Annotated in this window: 18 protein-coding genes; 9 read left to right on the forward strand and 9 right to left on the reverse strand. The window is 44.0% G+C overall.

Features of this window, described 5'->3' with window-relative positions; all coding sequences use genetic code 11:
- Positions 1 to 305: 305 nt before the first annotated feature.
- Positions 306 to 1,070: a DUF4397 domain-containing protein gene (locus LCM11_RS11155; RefSeq protein WP_224894326.1), complete on the reverse strand. Its 765-nt coding sequence runs from the start codon at positions 1,068 to 1,070 to the stop codon at positions 306 to 308.
- Positions 1,071 to 1,246: 176 nt separating this feature from the next.
- Here LCM11_RS11155 and LCM11_RS11160 point away from each other — a divergent pair, with 176 nt between their 5' ends.
- The 3 genes from LCM11_RS11160 (at position 1,247) to LCM11_RS11170 (ending at position 5,459) form a co-directional block, all read left to right on the forward strand.
- Entirely contained in the window at positions 1,247 to 2,215 is a 969-nt protein-coding gene (locus tag LCM11_RS11160) for a LacI family DNA-binding transcriptional regulator (RefSeq protein WP_224894580.1), read from the forward strand.
- A gap of 196 nt (positions 2,216 to 2,411) precedes the next feature.
- Positions 2,412 to 3,830 carry a PTS transporter subunit EIIC gene (locus tag LCM11_RS11165; protein ID WP_224894327.1) on the forward strand — a complete coding sequence of 473 codons (1,419 nt, stop codon included), beginning with the start codon at positions 2,412 to 2,414 and terminating at the stop codon, positions 3,828 to 3,830.
- A 174-nt stretch (positions 3,831 to 4,004) separates the two neighbouring features.
- Positions 4,005 to 5,459, forward strand: a complete 1,455-nt coding sequence (locus tag LCM11_RS11170) for a glycoside hydrolase family 32 protein (protein WP_224894328.1) — start codon at positions 4,005 to 4,007, stop codon at positions 5,457 to 5,459.
- A 260-nt stretch (positions 5,460 to 5,719) separates the two neighbouring features.
- On the opposite strand, the gene LCM11_RS11175 is transcribed toward LCM11_RS11170, so the two are convergent.
- The 7 genes from LCM11_RS11175 to LCM11_RS11205 all read right to left on the reverse strand — a co-directional run bounded on the left by LCM11_RS11175 (position 5,720) and on the right by LCM11_RS11205 (position 8,661).
- Positions 5,720 to 6,577, reverse strand: a complete 858-nt coding sequence (locus tag LCM11_RS11175; protein WP_224894329.1) for a dimethylarginine dimethylaminohydrolase family protein — start codon at positions 6,575 to 6,577, stop codon at positions 5,720 to 5,722.
- A 171-nt stretch (positions 6,578 to 6,748) separates the two neighbouring features.
- On the reverse strand, positions 6,749 to 6,967 hold the full coding sequence (locus tag LCM11_RS11180; RefSeq protein ID WP_224894330.1) for a spore germination protein: 219 nt from the start codon (positions 6,965 to 6,967) through the stop codon (positions 6,749 to 6,751).
- Positions 6,968 to 7,036: 69 nt separating this feature from the next.
- The gene (locus tag LCM11_RS11185) at positions 7,037 to 7,405 is read right to left on the reverse strand and encodes a spore germination protein GerPE (RefSeq protein WP_224894331.1); all 369 of its coding nucleotides are present in this window, start codon (positions 7,403 to 7,405) and stop codon (positions 7,037 to 7,039) included.
- Entirely contained in the window at positions 7,398 to 7,610 is a 213-nt protein-coding gene (locus tag LCM11_RS11190) for a spore gernimation protein GerPD (RefSeq protein ID WP_224894332.1), read from the reverse strand. The genes LCM11_RS11185 and LCM11_RS11190 overlap by 8 nt, the downstream gene beginning before the upstream one ends.
- Positions 7,607 to 8,158: a spore germination protein GerPC gene (gerPC, locus tag LCM11_RS11195; RefSeq protein ID WP_224894333.1), complete on the reverse strand. Its 552-nt coding sequence runs from the start codon at positions 8,156 to 8,158 to the stop codon at positions 7,607 to 7,609. Before gerPC ends, LCM11_RS11190 begins: the two co-directional genes overlap by 4 nt.
- Before the next feature lie 42 nt (positions 8,159 to 8,200).
- Positions 8,201 to 8,428 (reverse strand): spore germination protein GerPB, encoded by a 228-nt coding sequence (locus LCM11_RS11200; RefSeq protein WP_224894334.1) that lies wholly within the window; start codon positions 8,426 to 8,428, stop codon positions 8,201 to 8,203.
- Between the two features lie 11 nt (positions 8,429 to 8,439).
- The gene (locus LCM11_RS11205) at positions 8,440 to 8,661 is read right to left on the reverse strand and encodes a spore germination protein (protein WP_224894335.1); all 222 of its coding nucleotides are present in this window, start codon (positions 8,659 to 8,661) and stop codon (positions 8,440 to 8,442) included.
- Between the two features lie 85 nt (positions 8,662 to 8,746).
- Between LCM11_RS11205 and LCM11_RS11210 the strand changes: the two genes are divergently transcribed.
- The 3 genes from LCM11_RS11210 to LCM11_RS11220 are packed head-to-tail and all read left to right on the forward strand — an operon-like array spanning position 8,747 to position 11,663.
- Positions 8,747 to 9,937 carry a DUF418 domain-containing protein gene (locus LCM11_RS11210; RefSeq protein WP_224894336.1) on the forward strand — a complete coding sequence of 397 codons (1,191 nt, stop codon included), beginning with the start codon at positions 8,747 to 8,749 and terminating at the stop codon, positions 9,935 to 9,937.
- A gap of 17 nt (positions 9,938 to 9,954) precedes the next feature.
- Positions 9,955 to 11,154, forward strand: coding sequence for a DUF2157 domain-containing protein (locus tag LCM11_RS11215; RefSeq protein WP_224894337.1), 1,200 nt, complete (start codon positions 9,955 to 9,957; stop codon positions 11,152 to 11,154).
- Positions 11,151 to 11,663 carry a GDYXXLXY domain-containing protein gene (locus tag LCM11_RS11220; RefSeq protein ID WP_224894338.1) on the forward strand — a complete coding sequence of 171 codons (513 nt, stop codon included), beginning with the start codon at positions 11,151 to 11,153 and terminating at the stop codon, positions 11,661 to 11,663. Before LCM11_RS11215 ends, LCM11_RS11220 begins: the two co-directional genes overlap by 4 nt.
- A gap of 339 nt (positions 11,664 to 12,002) precedes the next feature.
- Here LCM11_RS11220 and LCM11_RS11225 read toward each other — a convergent pair whose 3' ends face one another.
- Positions 12,003 to 13,199, reverse strand: a complete 1,197-nt coding sequence (locus LCM11_RS11225; protein ID WP_224894339.1) for an ornithine--oxo-acid transaminase — start codon at positions 13,197 to 13,199, stop codon at positions 12,003 to 12,005.
- A gap of 145 nt (positions 13,200 to 13,344) precedes the next feature.
- Between LCM11_RS11225 and LCM11_RS11230 the strand changes: the two genes are divergently transcribed.
- The 3 genes from LCM11_RS11230 (at position 13,345) to LCM11_RS11240 (ending at position 17,674) form a co-directional block, all read left to right on the forward strand.
- Positions 13,345 to 13,707 carry a YisL family protein gene (locus tag LCM11_RS11230; RefSeq protein ID WP_224894340.1) on the forward strand — a complete coding sequence of 121 codons (363 nt, stop codon included), beginning with the start codon at positions 13,345 to 13,347 and terminating at the stop codon, positions 13,705 to 13,707.
- Positions 13,708 to 13,944: 237 nt separating this feature from the next.
- Complete coding sequence (gene asnB / locus LCM11_RS11235; protein ID WP_224894341.1) at positions 13,945 to 15,786, forward strand: asparagine synthase (glutamine-hydrolyzing); 1,842 nt, start codon at positions 13,945 to 13,947, stop codon at positions 15,784 to 15,786.
- Between the two features lie 424 nt (positions 15,787 to 16,210).
- Complete coding sequence (locus LCM11_RS11240; RefSeq protein ID WP_224894342.1) at positions 16,211 to 17,674, forward strand: alpha-amylase family glycosyl hydrolase; 1,464 nt, start codon at positions 16,211 to 16,213, stop codon at positions 17,672 to 17,674.
- The last annotated feature ends 5 nt before the right edge of the window (positions 17,675 to 17,679 follow it).

Here is a 17,679-nt window from a genome sequence, read left to right on the forward strand (position 1 = left end):
GCTTACCACATATAGGAAGTTCGACTAAGACCGCCACGTCCTGTGGCAACGTCGAACGACCCTGCGTCGTGCAGGGCCGGAAAGCGGAATCGTCCCCCGCAGGACCTTCACTCTAACCTTATATCTCGAAATCGAGTCTTACAGTAACCGGCCCTATTGTGTAATAAGCCTTTTATGGAAAGTCAACAATATGCTTTAATAGAGTCTTTTTTTAAAATAATTGTGCTCTGCTGGGGTGGGGGACTCGCTTATAAGAACAATAAAAAACATGCAGCGAAACCTGAGGAATCGCTGCATGTTTTTTATTAAGGCTGAAGAAAAATAGCTTCAAGCGGAGGCTCGTCACCAGCTAATCCAACGGCAACAGCTGTATAAGCCTGATTAGGATTTAAGGTTACGTTTGGCACAGTTAAGGCTGTCTGATTTGTTCCTGCCACGCGGACTTCGAGATTAGCGGTCGTCGGCGACAGGGTCAAGTAACGGGTAGCTTTTCCGAACGGTACATTACGGAAGAGCACATCTCCGCCCTGGACCGCAATATCAACGTTCGGAGCATTAGGTGATAAGTGCCAGAAGCGGACCTTGGCATTTCCAGATGAGATACTGTCATTATCTGCGACGGCGATCAGCCGCAGGTTGTTCAGCCTGCCGGCAGCCGCAACCGTGTACATATTACCTGCTTCGACCGAGACGTTTTGTGATAAGACGGGCTGATTAGTTTCTCCAGCTGGGTAAATGTCGATCCGATACTGGCCTGCTGGTACGCTTAGATATTCACTTTGCTGCTTATACTTAACCCCTTCGAGAACCTTCTGGCCATTCACATACACATCCACGGCAGGAGCATCCGGCGATGCGTGGAGGACGCGGACCTTCGCCTCACCGTTCATCCCCATCATACCGGAGTTTTCGCCGCGTTCTTGCATCATGATCCAGCGCTGCATACATTCCAAATGTCTTTGGTAATAATAGATGTGCTTCTGAGGATCAGAATACTTATAATAATTCGACAGCATATCGTACTTGGCAGCGTTCCACGCCAATTGATCATAAGGGTCATAATTATACATGGGCAGGCTCCTTTCATAAAATAACTCCCCAAATAAGCTTATTCAAATTATCAAAAATGAGACCCCGTTTTTAAAATCCTGCTTTACAAGAGCGGGAGATCAACGCGCGAGAAGAGAGATATGATACAATAAACCATAATAATTAAGTGTTAAAGTAGGTGGAGTTCTTGGTTAATATGAAAGACGTAGCCAGGGAAGCTGGTGTAGGGCTAGGTACCGTTTCTAGAGTTCTGAATAAAAATGGACCTGTTAAAGAAGCTACCCGCTTGAAAGTAGAAAGGGCGATTGAAACTTTAAAATATAAGCCGAATGAAGTTGCGCGGAACTTTAAAATGCAGCAGTCTCAATCAGTTGCACTCATTGTGCCTACGATTTGGCATCCTTTCTTTTCAAATTTTGCTTATCATCTGGAGAAGAAACTTTCAGAGAACGGCTATAAAATGATTCTTTGTAATTCACAAAGTGATGTAGATAAAGAGATTAATTATATTTCCATGTTAGAGAAAAACAAAATAGATGGACTGGTTGCCATTACGTACAGCTACGACCTGGACCAATATATATCAAGCGACCTGCCGATTGTGAGCATCGACCGTCACTTTACGGAGGATGTAGTGTATGTAACGAGTGATAATGAAAGCGGCGGCCGTATAGCTGCAGAAGAATTGATGAAGCGGGATTGTAAAGAAATTGCTTTTCTCGGCAGTCTCTCCAGTATTAAAAATGAATCCATGAGACGTCGTCAGGGATTTGAAAATGAAGTGAAAAAGCATCACTTTCCGCATCGTATTCTCGAGTTGGAAGAACCTGTCCATGATATTGCATGGAGTGTCCGCCAGTTTTTTGAGGAGTATCCTGAAGTAGATGGCGTTTTTGCAATGAACGATAAATGGGCGAGAATTATCATTGAAGAATTGAAAGCTCAAGGTAAAAAAGTTCCTGAAGATGTACAGGTGATTGGTTATGACGGCGTGACGCCGAGTAAAGAGGAAGAGTTAACCTTCTCCACGATCAAACAGCCTGTGCCGCTTATGGCGGAGAAAGCAACACAAGCCCTGATGCAAATCATTCAGGATGAACCTGGGGAAGGAAAGATCATTCTGCCGGTCGAATTTTTTGCTGGAAATAGTACAAAAAAGTATTGACATATGATGCTGAAAGCGATAACATTTGATGTATCAAAGAAAGCGATTTCTAGAGTCGCTTTTCTTTAAAGCGAAAAGTGGAAACGTTTCCACTTATGACTCCAGTTTTTGAATAGCCAATAAACGGCGATTTATTTTTTTACCCTAAAGTGGAAACGTTTCCACTTTGTAGAATGATTCATAGGAGGGGAATGGAATGGCTAGAAACCCTAAAGCAGTTGCCGATGCCGTACTGGAAGCTTTTGGCGGACGTGAAAACATTTATAAGGTGTCCCATTGTGCCACCAGGTTACGCGTAGAATTGCACGATGATAAGAAAATGAATAAACAGGCTTTTGATTCCGTTAAAGGGGTGAATGGTTACTTTTTTCAGAGCGGCCAGCACCAGGTTATTTTGGGGACAGGTTTTGTAAATAAAGTATTTGCTGAATTTGAAAAGAAAGGCATCGCTGAATCTCAAGGAGAAAAGGAAGAAGAAGAAAACACTTCGAATAAAGGGAAAATGCAGCAGCTGACCAAAACTTTCGCTGATATCTTCATTCCCGTTATTCCTGTACTGATCGCTACGGGTCTTTTAATGGGCTTACGCGGATTATTAATTAACGGGTTTGGAATGGAAATGTCCGGTACGATTTTGAAATTATCACAGGTTCTAACCGACACGGCCTTTACCTTTATTCCTGTATTAGTGACCTGGTCGGCTATGAAAAAATTCGGAGGATCTCCGGTTATCGGTGTAGCCCTCGGTTTAATGCTTGTTGCCCCTCAGCTTCCTGATAAATGGGCCGTATCTTTTGGAGAGGCCGAACCGCTCCTGCTGCCATTGTTAGGTTTCGATATTCCGATCACAGGAATGCAAAGTTCCATTCTCCCAGCTGTATTTATGGGCTGGTTAGCCGCTAAAATTGAAAAGAGCGCGCGAAAATATATTCCGGAAGTACTGGATTTAATATTAACACCGTTTGTCACCTTACTCTTCTCGCTGATTCTAGGTCTGGTTATGGTCGGCCCGCTGATTTTAGGAATTGAAAATCTAATGACTTCAGGCATTATGTACTTTTTCGAACTACCCTTTGGATTAGGCGGGTTTATTTACGGAGGCGCCATCCAGTTCTTAGCCATCACGGGTATGCACCACACCATTGTACCCATTACCGTGAAGATGGTTGCCGAGACAGGCTATGACTTGATCAACCCGATAGGTACCGCGGCCATTGCCGGGCAGGCTGGTGCGGCACTTGCTGTTGTCCTTCAGCAGAAAAACCGGATTAAACGATCCAATATGTTCGGTTCTGTCATTCCAGCATTCTTAGGGATCACGGAGCCTGTCATGTTCGCGATTAACCTGCCGAAAGTAAAACCGTTTTTCTTCGGATGTTTAGGAGGAGCTGTCGGCGGCGGTCTGGCTTCGATTCTGGGAATTGCCGCTGCGGGAACAGGCTCAACGATGCTTCCAGGACTTCTGTTGTACATTGGAGGCGGTTTCTTTCAATATATTTTAGTTATTCTTGTTGCATTAGCTGTATCCTTCCTCGTCACATTCTTCGTTTATCGTGAAAAGCAGGAGGAAGAAGTGGAACAGCCAGAGATGAACTATGATGTGAAACACGGTTAATTTATAAGTCACTAGTCATTTTACTAAATTTAAGTGTGAGTCACGCTGACTACACTCTAAAACAGGGGAGTCGGGGAAAGATGAATTTCCCTGCTCACCCTTTATCATGTATGGATAATTGTGCATGCCATCCTGTTTACAAACCATTAAATAGGAAAAAGAAAGGAGCCCTTTATGACGCAGCTTATAGACTTTTCTAACCGTCAAAACCGATTCTTATCGCTGACGGATGTATCTACACAGTATTTGCATATGATTGAAAGCAAAACCAAACAGGATCCTTACTATCCTACCTACCATGTGGCTCCTCATCATGGATTACTAAACGACCCGAACGGGTTATCATATTTCAACGGGAAACATCACATCTTTTATCAATGGTTTCCCCTCGGGCCTGTTCATGGCCTTAAGCACTGGTATCACGTATCTACAGAAGATTTCGTTCATTTTGAGGATCACGGCATCGCTCTTTATCCTGATTGTGAGTTTGATTCTCATGGATGCTTTTCTGGAGCGGCCTTTGCAGAAGGAGGTATGCTGCACCTTTTCTATACAGGAAACCACGTCACAGAAGAAAGGATACCGAATCCAAGTCAAGTGTATGCCTCGATGGATAAGCATTTGAATATTACAAAAGGTAGTCCTATCACTGATGAACCTGCTCCAGGATTCACCCATAACTTTCGTGATCCTGTCGTTTTTAAACGAGAAAATATTTACTATATGCTGGTAGGTGGCGAAACCAAAGAAGGGGAGGGGGCGCTGGCTCTTTATCAAGGAGAAAGTATGCACCAGCTATCTTTCCAAGGAAAAGTGACCACAGATCTTCCGGATGCCGGATATATGTGGGAATGCCCCAACTACTTTGAGCAGGACGGGCGCGGGGTGTTCATCTTTTCTCCTCAGGGAGAGTTAGAAACCGATAAATATAACTTCAATAATGTGTTTTCCGTCGCTTATGTGCTCAGTGATCCGCTTGATGTTCAGAAGCTTCATTATGAAGGAAAACAGTATATTGAACTTGATAAAGGCTTCGACTTTTATGCTCCTCAAACGTATGAGGATGAACGGGGAAGAAGGATATTAATAGGATGGCTCGGTAACTCAAAAAGTGATTACCCCACGGATGAGAATATGTGGGCACACATGCTGACGATTCCACGGGAGATTACCCTTCAAAATAACCGCCTCGTTCAACAGCCTCTGGAGGAACTGAAGAAATTACGTCTGGATGCAGCAACATTGGAACAGGAACATGGTTTAAGCTCCCGGGCGTTTGAGCTGGAGGTATCCGTGGAGCCAGACTTTAGTCTAACTTTCAGCAATCGTAAAGGTGAATCTGTTACCTTCTCATCGAATGGGGAGGAATATTGCTTGGATCGTTCCCACATGACTCATACGTTTGCCGAAACCTATGGAACGAAGCGGTATGCCTTGAGGAAATATAAAGAAAGCCACCACATTCGTATGTTTATCGATTCTTCCAGTCTGGAAATCTTTTGTGATTATGGGGAAACCGTGTTTACCAGTCGAATATTCATAGAAGAGCTGGAATACTTGAATTCAGAAGGGGTCTCGGGGACCCTGTACAACCTGAAGTCTATGACCCTTGAAGCGCATCATGGCTGATCAAGAAAATCTGGTCTTTCAACTCAAAAGAATGCCCATGCGGAGAACTACTATTAATAGAATGGTGTAACTGAAAAACCAACGAGATCATTTCTTCAGGTGAAAAAAGTGGAAGGACCAACCAGTCCTTCCGCTTTTGCTAATAGATTTTTTCATTTAATGATGGTTCAACAAACGGGAGCTTGTCTTTTAATTACCACGTAGATCTGTGGTTATATAAACGAAATAATCTGTAGATTTAGTCATGGGTTGTCTTATTTTTAATCAGATGATCGTAGTAGTGGAAGGGTACAGCAGCGGAAGGATCCGCCTGATTTTATAATTTCAGAGAAATCTATGGGAATGACTTGAAAACCCTTTGAATGCAGTTCATCGTTCAATCGTTGATTCTGGGGAAGACTAATCAGCTTGCCTTCCTCAATAGAAAGAACATTGGGCCCCATATGGAATTGCTCTTCCCGGGTTACCGGAATCAGCTGGAATCGGGACTGAAGCTTATCGAGCCCACTATCAGTAAAAGCAGGAGGATAAACGAGAGCTGTATGATCACTAATAATATTAAAAACACAATCCAGATGCAGAATATCATCCTCAAGATCCAGCGGTTCAATCGTATAGGAAGGGAGTTGTTCTCGTAACGTTTCTATGGATTTCTGGGACGTACGCCCGCTTATTCCAATCCAGATCGTCTTTCCATCAATTAATACGTCCCCTCCCTCGATGGAAGAAGGAAACGGTTCCTGGAAAGGAATTGAATTTTCATAAAGCCACTCTTTCAACAGTGAAGTTTCTTCTAACCGCACTTCTTCATTCATGGAAGCCACGAAGAGTTGGTCATGAATGACAAACGCAATGTCTCTCGTAAAGACTTGCTCGTGTAATTCAGGATGAGCGGAAAGTTCCACCACTTCAGCACCATGCTCTTTCAGCACATGAACAAATGTGTCGTGTTGATCAAGCGCACGCGGAATATCGATATTGACGTCTTCATAATGTTTTTGCGTTTCATTAATAACCGTCGATATTTTCATAAAGGATGGTTTTGCAACCAGCACTCTTTTTAATGCAGCGTATTCTGTTCTGCAGTGAATTCTATTGCTCAGTGTGCATTCCTTCATCTTCATAACCTCCATCTTGCGCTTTCATGGTTAATTCCCCGGGTCATCCTTCCTAAAACCTTCAAAAATAAGGAAATGGACACCTATTATGTAAGAAGCTCAAAGTTATAAAATACTTTGAGCTTCTTCGATACGTTTATACACTATTAGTTTAACTCAAAATAAAGCGGCTTAAGCATTAGCGGTAACATTCTGGTCGTTAACATCAGGATCAAAAGGATTCGTAGAACTGAGACCGTTGTTGGTGACAATCCAGTTTCCTGTGTTAAGAGCACCTGAGCCCGCGTTTGTCTTTGAAGTACTCTTTGGTGAAAGATAGAAGGAATCCCCGAAGTTTACGACCCCGCCGCCGACACTGTTTATACTGATGGGACCGACTATGGCCGGCATTTATGATCGCCTCCTTCTTATTATTAGTTCGATTCGACGATATAGTTACAACCTATGCGAAACCAGGATCTATTGTTCTTCACTTAAGAGGCGGATATGTTTTGTTCTCGACACGGCATCAATATGGTCAATACCTCCAACTTGCACGATTCCGGCAGTGGAGACACCGGTAACATGGATATCATTTACATAGATCGCCTGATTCTGATAGTTGTAGGTAGGAACGGTAATCGGAGGTAGAGGGGTGGTGGGCTGTACGGAGAATACGGGAAAATCTTCAAAGTTGAACGTATCGGAAATAAATTCAGAGCCTTCTTTTTGTACAGCCAGCACTTTCGACCAGGGAGAGGCACGGTGCACATCTCCGATCGAAATATGAGAGGCGATCAGGGCAGAGGTAATGTCAATTTCATCGACGTAAACCATGCGGTTATACATTATCACCATCCTCAATAACCACAGCTTCTCCGTCCGTTTCCATAGGTACATATGGACCAATGATCAAGGATTCTGGGGGGGTATCGAAATAAGATTGTAAGCGAATCGTTTTATTGTCCCCGATCAGGAAGACAGAGGAGGAGGAGACCGCCGTTACGCGGATTCGTCCCACGTGGAGACCATAGTTGTGAACGATGTGATTCATGAGGTACCATCTCCTTGGAAAGAATCAAAATACTGAGCTATGGAATGTCTGATTTCATTTTGCACCTGATTAACGAGACCGGCATCATCCAAATCTGGATTTTGGTTCTTATAGTGTTCGATTCTCTGAGAGAGCTGCTTTCTAACATCGGCAATAATCTGCTCCTTGTGGTGATCTGTCACAGGGATATCGTGATCGCGGGTATATTGATTCATCCACTGGGGAATGTCCGTGTTCATGTAACTTTGCAATTGGTGGAGGACGGGGTCCTGTTGAGGACTCATCTGACCCTGGTTTGCATAGTAATCACCGATATCTGCCGCATCCGTTCCATTGGGAGTTAGTCCAATTTGCAAAGTTCCTTCCAGGGTATCGATCTTCAACTGGTCAAAATGATACTCGATTTTTTCAATGACGGTCTTAGGGCTCTCATTCATTTGAAGCTGTTCGATTTTCTGAGTTAATTGATTGATCAGCTGCTGCTGGTTTTCCATGTGCTTCATAACCTGCTGAACCCATGACTGCCATGATTGGTAATTGTTGTTCAAATGAGATCACCCCCTGTTTAACTTTATGCACAATAAACAAGACTATGATATGGAAAGTGGAACGAGGGAAGGACCTTCTGCTTCAGGAATGTCTACGGTACCTTCTGCCGGCATGGCTGCCGGCGCAGCGCTTTGATAAGCTCCCGTATTATATAGGTCAGCTTTGGCTTGAATAACTCCTGAGCTGCCAATTTGCACAATAGAAGAATTAGCCACGGTGCCGATACGCAGTACATGAATGCAAATGGACTGGTGGACAGTAATGTTCATGAAGCATCCTCCTAAGAATCATTAATTAACGATTGATCAATCATCTCCTGGTCATTGACATAGGTATTAGAGCGGTTTATATCAATCTTTATTCCATTCCCCGTGTTAAATGACCCGCCGCCAGCAAATGTTTTTACCCAGGCTTGTGGGGCCATATTATACACGTCGCCAATGTTGAATATACTGGAACTGGATAAGGACGTCACATTTACGGCTCCTACTTTTGCCGGCATTTAAAAACTCCTTTCTTTATTTTATGAAACGCAATTGTCTAAATAACAGAATAAAAGTAAAATAAAGCTAACAGGGGGAATAAATATGCATTCAAAGGCGTCACCATTAGGTGAATCAGAACGATTAAACTGGATTGATGCAGCACGCGGACTTGCCATTTTAGGCATCTTCATGGTAAATGTGCCTGCCTTTAACGCTCCCTATTTTTTGTACGGGGGAGCCGCCGAGGCCTGGGATTCATCTCTGAGTCATACCGTGCAGGCGATTATTGATATCTTTTTTCAAGCAAGTTTTTATACGTTATTTTCTTTTATGTTCGGGTTTGGCATGCAGATGATGAAAGACAGGCTGGACGAGAAGAAGCTTGATTATCGCCCAATCATCTTTAAAAGATTAGCAGTATTGATTGGTTTTGGCTTAATCCACGCCTTTCTAATCTGGCATGGAGACATTCTGCTTTCTTATGGAGTCCTTGGGCTTACTTTGTTTGCGTTTTTCCATCTAACGAAAACTGGGCTTTTGGCCGTGGCTTATAGTATGCTTGCGTTTCTTGTCCTGCCAATGACATTTGCCCTTTATTCGATTCGCGGGCGGCTGCAGGGGATTGTTGAACAAGGAGCAATTAATGAAGCTATCGCGAACTACGGGACAGGAAGTATAACCGAAATATGGCAGCAGAATGCTTCTGACTGGCTCTATTCCAACCAACTTGCCAATCTGCCATTCCTAGCTCTCAGTCTGCTGCCCATGTTTTTATTTGGTTTATATGTGTGCCGCAAGCGCTGGCTTCACGAGCCGGCTGCTCATTTGGGGAGTATAAAAAAAGTGTGGGCCATTACAGGCGTCCTGTTTCTCATTTTTAAGGCAGGTCCTTACTTGTATGGTAATCCTGCGTGGTTTGGAATTATGCAGGACAGTGTAGGAGGGACAGCTTCGGCCGTATTTTATGTGTTGTCGGTTACATTATTGTTCCAGACAAAATCAGGGGCAAGTTTTTTACATCCCTTAACGTGGATTGGAAGAATGTCGCTATCCAATTATATTCTACAATCGCTCGTATGCTTTGTTCTTTTTTATTCGGTAGGATTTGGTCTCTACGGAGATGTGCCGCCGATCATGAGTGTAACGATTGTAGTGGTGGTTTATTCGCTGCAGATTTTTGCAAGTAAGGCATGGCTTAAGAGGTACCGTTACGGTCCTCTGGAATGGCTTTGGAGAACATTAACTTACGGAAAGTTACAACCATTAAAACGTAAGCAGACAGCGGCTTCTTAATAAGAGGGGGACACACCATGAAACGTGAAGAACTCATCAAAGAAAGCAAGGAATGGGTAGAGGAACGAATTATATCAGAAGAGCAAAGGGATCAACTGCTCGAGCGTTACCCGGCCCGGCAGCATAAACCTCTTCTGCTGACCTTTGCTGCTATTTTCATAGGCCTCGGATTTCTAACATTTATCGCTTCCAATTGGTCCGCGATCTCGGATGTGTTTCGAATGGCGATTATAGTGGGAAGTTTACTTGCCTTCTACGTTGCGGGTGAACAAACTTACAGGAAGCACTCCAAGCGCTTAGGAGAAAGTCTAATGCTTATTGCGCTTATGATATTTGGAGCAGGGATCTTTTTGACGGGCCAAATGTATCATTTTACTTCATTCAGCGCTCTGCCGTTCTTTGTTTGGTCCATCGCCGCATTTGGATTGTTTCTCCTATGTAAAGAAACACTTTTCTTTATAGCTTCAGCTGTTCTAACTACGGTGGGGCAGGTGTACAGTGGAGTTACGTTTGGGGAGTATCATATATGGACTGGGTTACTCTTCATCCTTGGTTTAGGCTGGTTTACAGCGCGGGAACAGCGGACGGATTATTCGGTATGGTTCGGGGCTGGTTATTTGATTCAAAGTCTCGTCCTTGTTCTCAGCAGTGGTTATCCTTATTACTGGCTCATTAATCTGATCCTCTTCCTTTATTTATTCGATGATGCAGCCGCTGGAAAAGGGAAGCTGCGTGTGCTCAAAACGTTCAGTGTCGTTTCAGTCTTTTTGATTTTAGTTTTTCAAGTCTTCTTTCTTGGAGAAGGTTTTGTAGAGGTCCAGACGGAATCCTCTTTCTATTTCTTTATTGTATGGGCCGTCTTTTTTGTCGGAGCTGTGGTCCGGTCTGCCATGAGCTCTACGAATTACTACTGGATTGACCTATTATTATTCTTGCCGCTGTTCCGCTTTGAGTTTGCTGATGCGCTGTCGCTCGCTCTTCTATTTGTTTATTCCTTGCTATGGCTCACTTCCGGCTATCAGCAGAGTGTGGCACGCTGGGTAAACAAGGGGACAGCTGCTCTTCTGGCTACGACCTTTATAGCTTATTTCCAGCTCGCCTGGGACTTCATGAGCCGCTCTCTTTTCTTTTTTATCGGTGGAATCCTGCTGTTTGCCTTAAGCTTCTTCCTTGAAAGGAAACGAAGACAAGTGAGCAAAGGGGAGGTAACGCCATGAAGCGCATTTGGTTTTATGTCATTGTCTGCCTGCAGGTTCTGTTTCTTATTCTGATGTCGATTTCTTACTATACTATGGACACATGGGGAGAATCCATCCGCTTAAAAACGGCTCCTGTAGATCCACGGGACCCTTTTTATGGGGACTTTGTAACATTATCATATGAGGTGGAAATGGTTCCTGCGGATAAATGGAATGTTTCTGCTGATATAGGTTCTGGAGAAAAGATATATTTGCTGCTTGAGCCTGATGAAAAAAATCTTTATACACTTGTTAAGGCTTCCGCTGAAAAACCTGAGGTCAGCGAGGAGGAGGTCGTCCTTCCTGCCCGTCTCGACTGGCATGATCCTCAAAGAGGAGTGTATATGGTAGATATTGGTTTGGATCGTTATTTTATTGAGGAAGGCACAGGTCAGCAATATGAACAAAACAGGGAGGATCTGATTGTGGAAGTTATCCTGGCTCCCTGGGGACAGAAAAAAATTGATTCCGTAACGAAAGCGGAGTAAATAAAGAGCGCTTTTCCTAAATGGAAGGGCGCTTTTTTTTATCAGTTAAGTTGGATTAAACCAGGCCAACGTAGCTCTTTTTATGATTATACGCTCTCGCAACTGCTGGCACGGCCCAATCAAGAGTGAGCACAGCCCAATCGAGTGAGAGCATGGCGCAATCCAAGTAATTACAAGTTGCGGCGAAGGTTTGAAAGGGGAATCTTACTTTCTCACTCTATATATTTTCACTGAACCTGGGTTATATGGAAGTGTTTTAACTGTTAAATCAGGACGGAGAACTAATGGAGCGAAGTAAAAAAGCCTGGAGAGAAAGTTTTCTCTCCAGGCTTGTGGGTTTTATTGACTAAGAACTTCTTTAATTTGAGTAATGGCCCAATCAAGATCCTCTTTTTCAATAATAAGAGGAGGACCGAAACGAATCACGTTTTCGTGCGTTTCCTTACAAAGCAGTCCTTTTTCTTTCAATTCTTCACAGTAGCCGCGGGCAGGTTCTGTCATTTCAACACCAATGAACAACCCTTTACCACGAACTTCTTTAATCTTCGGATTATCAATTGACTGCAGTTCTTTCTTCATGTATTCACCGAGCTCAAGAGAGCGTTCGGCCAGTTTTTCTTCTTCAATAACATCCAGTGAAGCTACAGATACAGCACATCCTAATGGATTTCCGCCAAATGTAGAGCCGTGAGAGCCCGGGTTAAATACACCCAGTACTTCTTTATTTGCGACTACACACGAAATAGGGAATACTCCGCCTCCCAGTGCTTTACCGAGAATTAACATGTCAGGACTTACGTCTTCCCAGTCGCAGGCAAACATCTTACCGCTTCGGCCAAGACCTGCCTGGATTTCATCAGCTATGAACAGCACGTTGTTTTCCTGACAAACCTCATAGGCCTCTTTCAAGAATCCTTCTGGAGGGATAACGATACCCGCTTCACCCTGGATCGGTTCAAACAGGAATCCGGCGGTGTTTTCAGTGATAGCTTCTTTGAGAGCCTCCACATCACCGTAAGGAATCAACTTAATTCCTGGAAGCGTAGGGCCGAATCCGCGTTTATATTCTTCCTCTGAGGAAAGAGATACGGCTGTCATGGTTCTTCCATGGAAGTTGCCGGTACAGGCGATAATTTCAGCTTGATTGTCTTCTACTTTCTTCACATCATAAGCCCACCGTCTAGCTGCTTTAACAGCTGTTTCAACGGCTTCAGCTCCTGTGTTCATTGGAAGAGCCATTTCCTTATTGGTAATTTTACAAATCTTCTCATACCACGGTCCAAGCTGGTCGTTATGGAAAGCTCGGGAGGTTAAAGTGACACGGTCGGCCTGGTCTTTTAATGCTTGAATAATCCTAGGATGGCGGTGCCCCTGGTTCACTGCAGAATAAGCGCTTAACATATCCATGTAGCGATTGCCTTCTGGATCCTCTACCCATACGCCTTCCGCTTTCGATATAACGATCGGAAGTGGGTGATAGTTTTTGGCGCCATATTCTTGTGTTTGATCAATGATTTCTTGACTGTTTACTGACATGATATCCCTCCAATTACATTTCAATCTTTTATTATTATAACAGGTTTGTTTTATTATTCTCACCCTAACAAGGTACTTATTGGTAGGAAATTTTGACGGACTCGTGCTATTATATCCGTAGATTCATGTAAAAGGAGGAAGAACATTGGCACATCTACATATTACCTCATGGGTAATCGCATTTGCTTTGGTGGGACTTGTTACAACATTTGCCCGAAGCGGAAATGATAAAGGGGCAAAAATTTCCCATATGATTCTGCGGGCGGACTACTTATTGATTCTTTATTCAGGAGGATCACTTTTTGCGAGCTACGCGAACTATAGCGGGCTGCTCATTTTTAAAGTGCTTGTTGGCTTATGGACGATTGCAGCTATGGAAATGGCATGTGTGAAGTATAAGAAAAAGAAACCAGCTGCTATTTGGTGGACACAGCTGGTAGTAGCGGGAGCCATTGCTATTATTTTAGGCTTTGGTTTTCTTGGAGCAGGCATACTTCCTGCTAAATAAAAAAAAGCGGCAAGCCTTGTACAGGCTTTGCCGTTTTTTTGTGGGGGATTTTCTACTGTCCTAGAATGAGCTCCGCTACTTGGGGGGTAACGGGAGATATCCTTTATCACTTATAATGATAATCATTATCAATTGAGTTGTCAAGCAGAACTTTTAATAAGCGGGGAGTCGCTATCATATAGTAAGCTATGATGTGTTTTTTATGATTCAGCTTACTTTAAAGGATGGTGAAGCTCAATGTGCGGTATTGTGGGTTGGATTGATGATAAAAATAAAGTGCAGAATAAAGCCCCTCTTTTAGAAAGGATGGCCGATACCATCCGGCACCGTGGTCCAGATGATTATCAAACGTGGCTGGATGGGCCGGCAGCTTTTGGACACCAGCGTCTAATTGTTGTAGACCCGAACGGCGGGAAGCAGCCAATGGTTCGGGAGGCACATGACGAACAGTATGTGCTTTGCTATAACGGTGAGTTATATAATACGGATGAAGTACGAGATACATTAAAAGCGAAAGGCTGGACGTTCCGCTCTCATTCGGATACAGAGGTCGTCCTCGTCAGTTTTATGGAGTGGGGAAAAGAATGCGTGGAGCGATTAAATGGCATTTTCGCTTTCAGTATTTGGGAAAAAAAGAGAAAACGTCTGTTTCTAGCCAGAGACCGGCTCGGAGTTAAGCCGCTGTTTATGCGACATCAGAAGGACGGTCTGATGTTTGCTTCCGAAATGAAAGCCATCCTTGCCCATCCGGATGTAGAACCAAGAGTTGGAGCGGAAGGAATTCAGGAGATACTTACGCTTGGACCTTCGAGAACTCCGGGGCACGGCATTTTTGAAACGCTGCAGGAGCTGCGCCCAGGTCACCGGGCGTTTTGGGAAAAGGGAAATCTTTCGATTGAGCGTTACTGGAACGTGAAGAGCGCCGAGCACACCGATACGTGGGATGAGACCGTAGCGCGCGTGCGGGAATTATTTATTGATGCTTCCGAACGGCAGCTCGTGTCTGATGTAACCCTGGGCACTTTCTTATCGGGAGGGGTGGACTCAAGTGCCATTACGGCTGTAGCCGCTGAAAAATATAAAAACGAACAAAAGGGCGCCCTGCAGACCTTTTCCATTGATTATAAAGATCAGGATAAATTCTTTAAGAAGAGCGCTTTTCAGCCGGACCGTGATGAAGCTTATATTAAGAAAGTTTCAACCCAGCATCAAACCCGGCATTACGTGATGGAAGCGACACCTGAAGATCTAATATCAAGGCTGAAGCAGGCCGTGACGTTAAGAGATCTGCCAGGCATGGCCGATGTTGATTCATCACTGTTATGGTTCTGTGAAAAAATAAAATCTCATGTCACCGTCGCTTTGTCAGGAGAGTGTGCCGATGAGATTTTTGGAGGCTATCCCTGGTTTTATAGAAAAGAGGATCAGGAGCGGAAAGGGTTTCCATGGATCCGTTCCCTGGATGAACGGATGAATCTAGTGAGAACGGATGTCAGTGAGAGCGTGGATATGGAAGCATATATGTTGAAGCGCTATCAGGAGACAATCGATGAAACGCCGGTTCTTGCAGGGGAAGACAAAAAAGCGGTGAAACATAGACAGATGGCTTATCTGAATATGAACTGGTTCATGCAGACCCTTCTTGAGCGTAAAGACCGGATGAGTATGGGGGCGAGTCTTGAGGTACGTGTGCCTTTCAGCGATCATCGTCTGGTGGAATATGCGTGGAATATTCCCTGGAGCATGAAATTTCACGGAAATCAGGAAAAAGGTTTGCTGAGGGAAGCGTTGCGTGGCGTTCTGCCTGATGAAGTGCTGTTCCGAAAGAAAAATCCATATCCCAAAACGTTTCATCCCGCTTATACAAAAGCGGTCTGTACATGGATGAATGAAATAGTAGCCGATGCGAATGCACCGCTGTTCGAGCTTTTCGACCGCAACAAAGTAAGGAAGCTGAATGATTCAGAAGGTCAGGCAATCGGAGCTCCATGGTTTGGTCAGTTAATGACAGGTCCCCAGCTAATCGCCCATCTCTGTCAAATTAACTATTGGCTCAAAACCTATCACGTACGTTTGTAAATAGCTACAAAATCTCAGAGTTGTTCTTACAGTAAAGCTCCCGTTTGTGGAAGACTTGATTTCGAGATATTTAGGTTGAGAGGACAGTCCTTCGGGGGATGATTTCGCCTTCCTGGATCTCCCCGTAGGAAAGCGAGTTGTTTCCGCAGCCGCCCTCATCGATTTTAGGCAACGGACCCAAGTTATCTCGAGACGGAGTCTTACACAATACGGCCCGGTTTGTTGAATAATTCTTTTTTAAGAAATTAACAGACTTACAAAAAGATCGCATGGCTGAAGCAGCCGTGCGGTTTTTTTGTGGAAATTCTGCAAATGTGACCATTGTATGTATTATTGAAAATAGATGCCGAGTACAATTGACGGGGAAGGTCTGGAAAGGATAATCTAAGAGAGTTACCTTTATTAGAAAGAAAGGAGAGCGGCCATGAGAAAAGTACTAGCTGGGATTCTGTTTATTCCGTTATTTCTCTTTTTTGCTTCTCAAACCGTAGCAGCAGAAACAGAAGAACGTCAATGGCAGGATGAAAGCGTATACTATATATCGATTGATCGATTTATGAATGGCGATAATTCTAACGATAAGGAAGAAAGTGAAGCCTATCACGGCGGTGATTTAGAAGGAATTATCAAGCAGCTGGATTATATTAAGGAGAAGGGATTTACAGCCATTGAGATATCTCCCATAATGGCCAATCAGGATGGAGGATATCATGGTCAATGGATCGACGATTTTCGATCGGTTGATGAACACTTCGGTACCATGAAGAAAGCTGAGGAGCTGGTCGAAGCAGCCCATGACCTTGACCTTAAGGTGATGTTTGATTTTGTGGTGTCCCATACCGGCAGCGACCATCCATGGAAAGAAGATCCACAAAAGAACGATTGGTATGAGGAAACGGATACTACCTATCCTGAAGCCTGGACAGAGAAGATGTCCGTATTAAATCTGGACAATTCTCAGGTGCAGAGCTATTTTCTAGACACTGCTGAGTTCTGGATTAAGGAAACAGGAGTAGATGCGTTCCACTTACATAGTGCTGTTCCTTTACCCGATACGTTTTATAACGATCTGGAAGAACGGGTTGAGTCCGTACAGGAAGGGTTTGGATTATTTACAGAAAATCGGAATGGGGAAGACGATTCATCCGTTTCCTTTCAATCCGTGACCCGTGAGACGTTTCAATCCTATGGAAAGAGCCTGGATGATCTTTATACCGTCTGGGAGGATAACGTCGAACATAAAGCGGAACCTTACGAGACTCTTCGTTACATCGACGACCCTTCAACCGGGCGATTTACGCACCTGGCGGTAGAAGAAGGGCAGAATCCGATTACGCGCTGGAAGCTCGCTTTGACGTATCAGTTTACGATTCCCGGAATACCTGTCATGTATTTTGGTACAGAGGTTCCCCTTGATGATGGTGGCGATCCGACGACCATTAAAATGATGAACTTCAAAGCAGGGGACGAGCAGCTGAAGCAGCGTATTGATAATTTAACCTCCATGAGAACACAATTTCCTGCGCTCACGCGCGGAGATTATGAAGAAATGTACAATGATGAAGGTCTGGCTATTTTTAAACGGAGCTATGAAGATCAGACGATGATCGTTGCGATTAATAATGCAGAAGAAACGAAAGCCGCTGTACTGTCCGATTTACCGGAAGGGCAGCAGCTTAGAGGGCTCTTACATGATGGAATGGTACGACAGCAGGATAATGGAGACTACCGGCTTGGAATGGAAAGGGAAACCGCAGACGTGTTTGTGGTGGAACCAGACGAAGGCTATAACTGGCTGTTTATTGGTTTTGTCGGCGGCGTTCTTGGTCTATTTGTAATTGCTGTAACCGTGATTAGCCTTAAAAACCGCAAAACAGAGAACTCTTAATCTAA

Origin of the sequence: Halobacillus halophilus (genome assembly GCF_020171985.1) — a bacterium.
GTDB lineage: Bacteria > Bacillota > Bacilli > Bacillales > Halobacillaceae > Halobacillus > Halobacillus halophilus_A.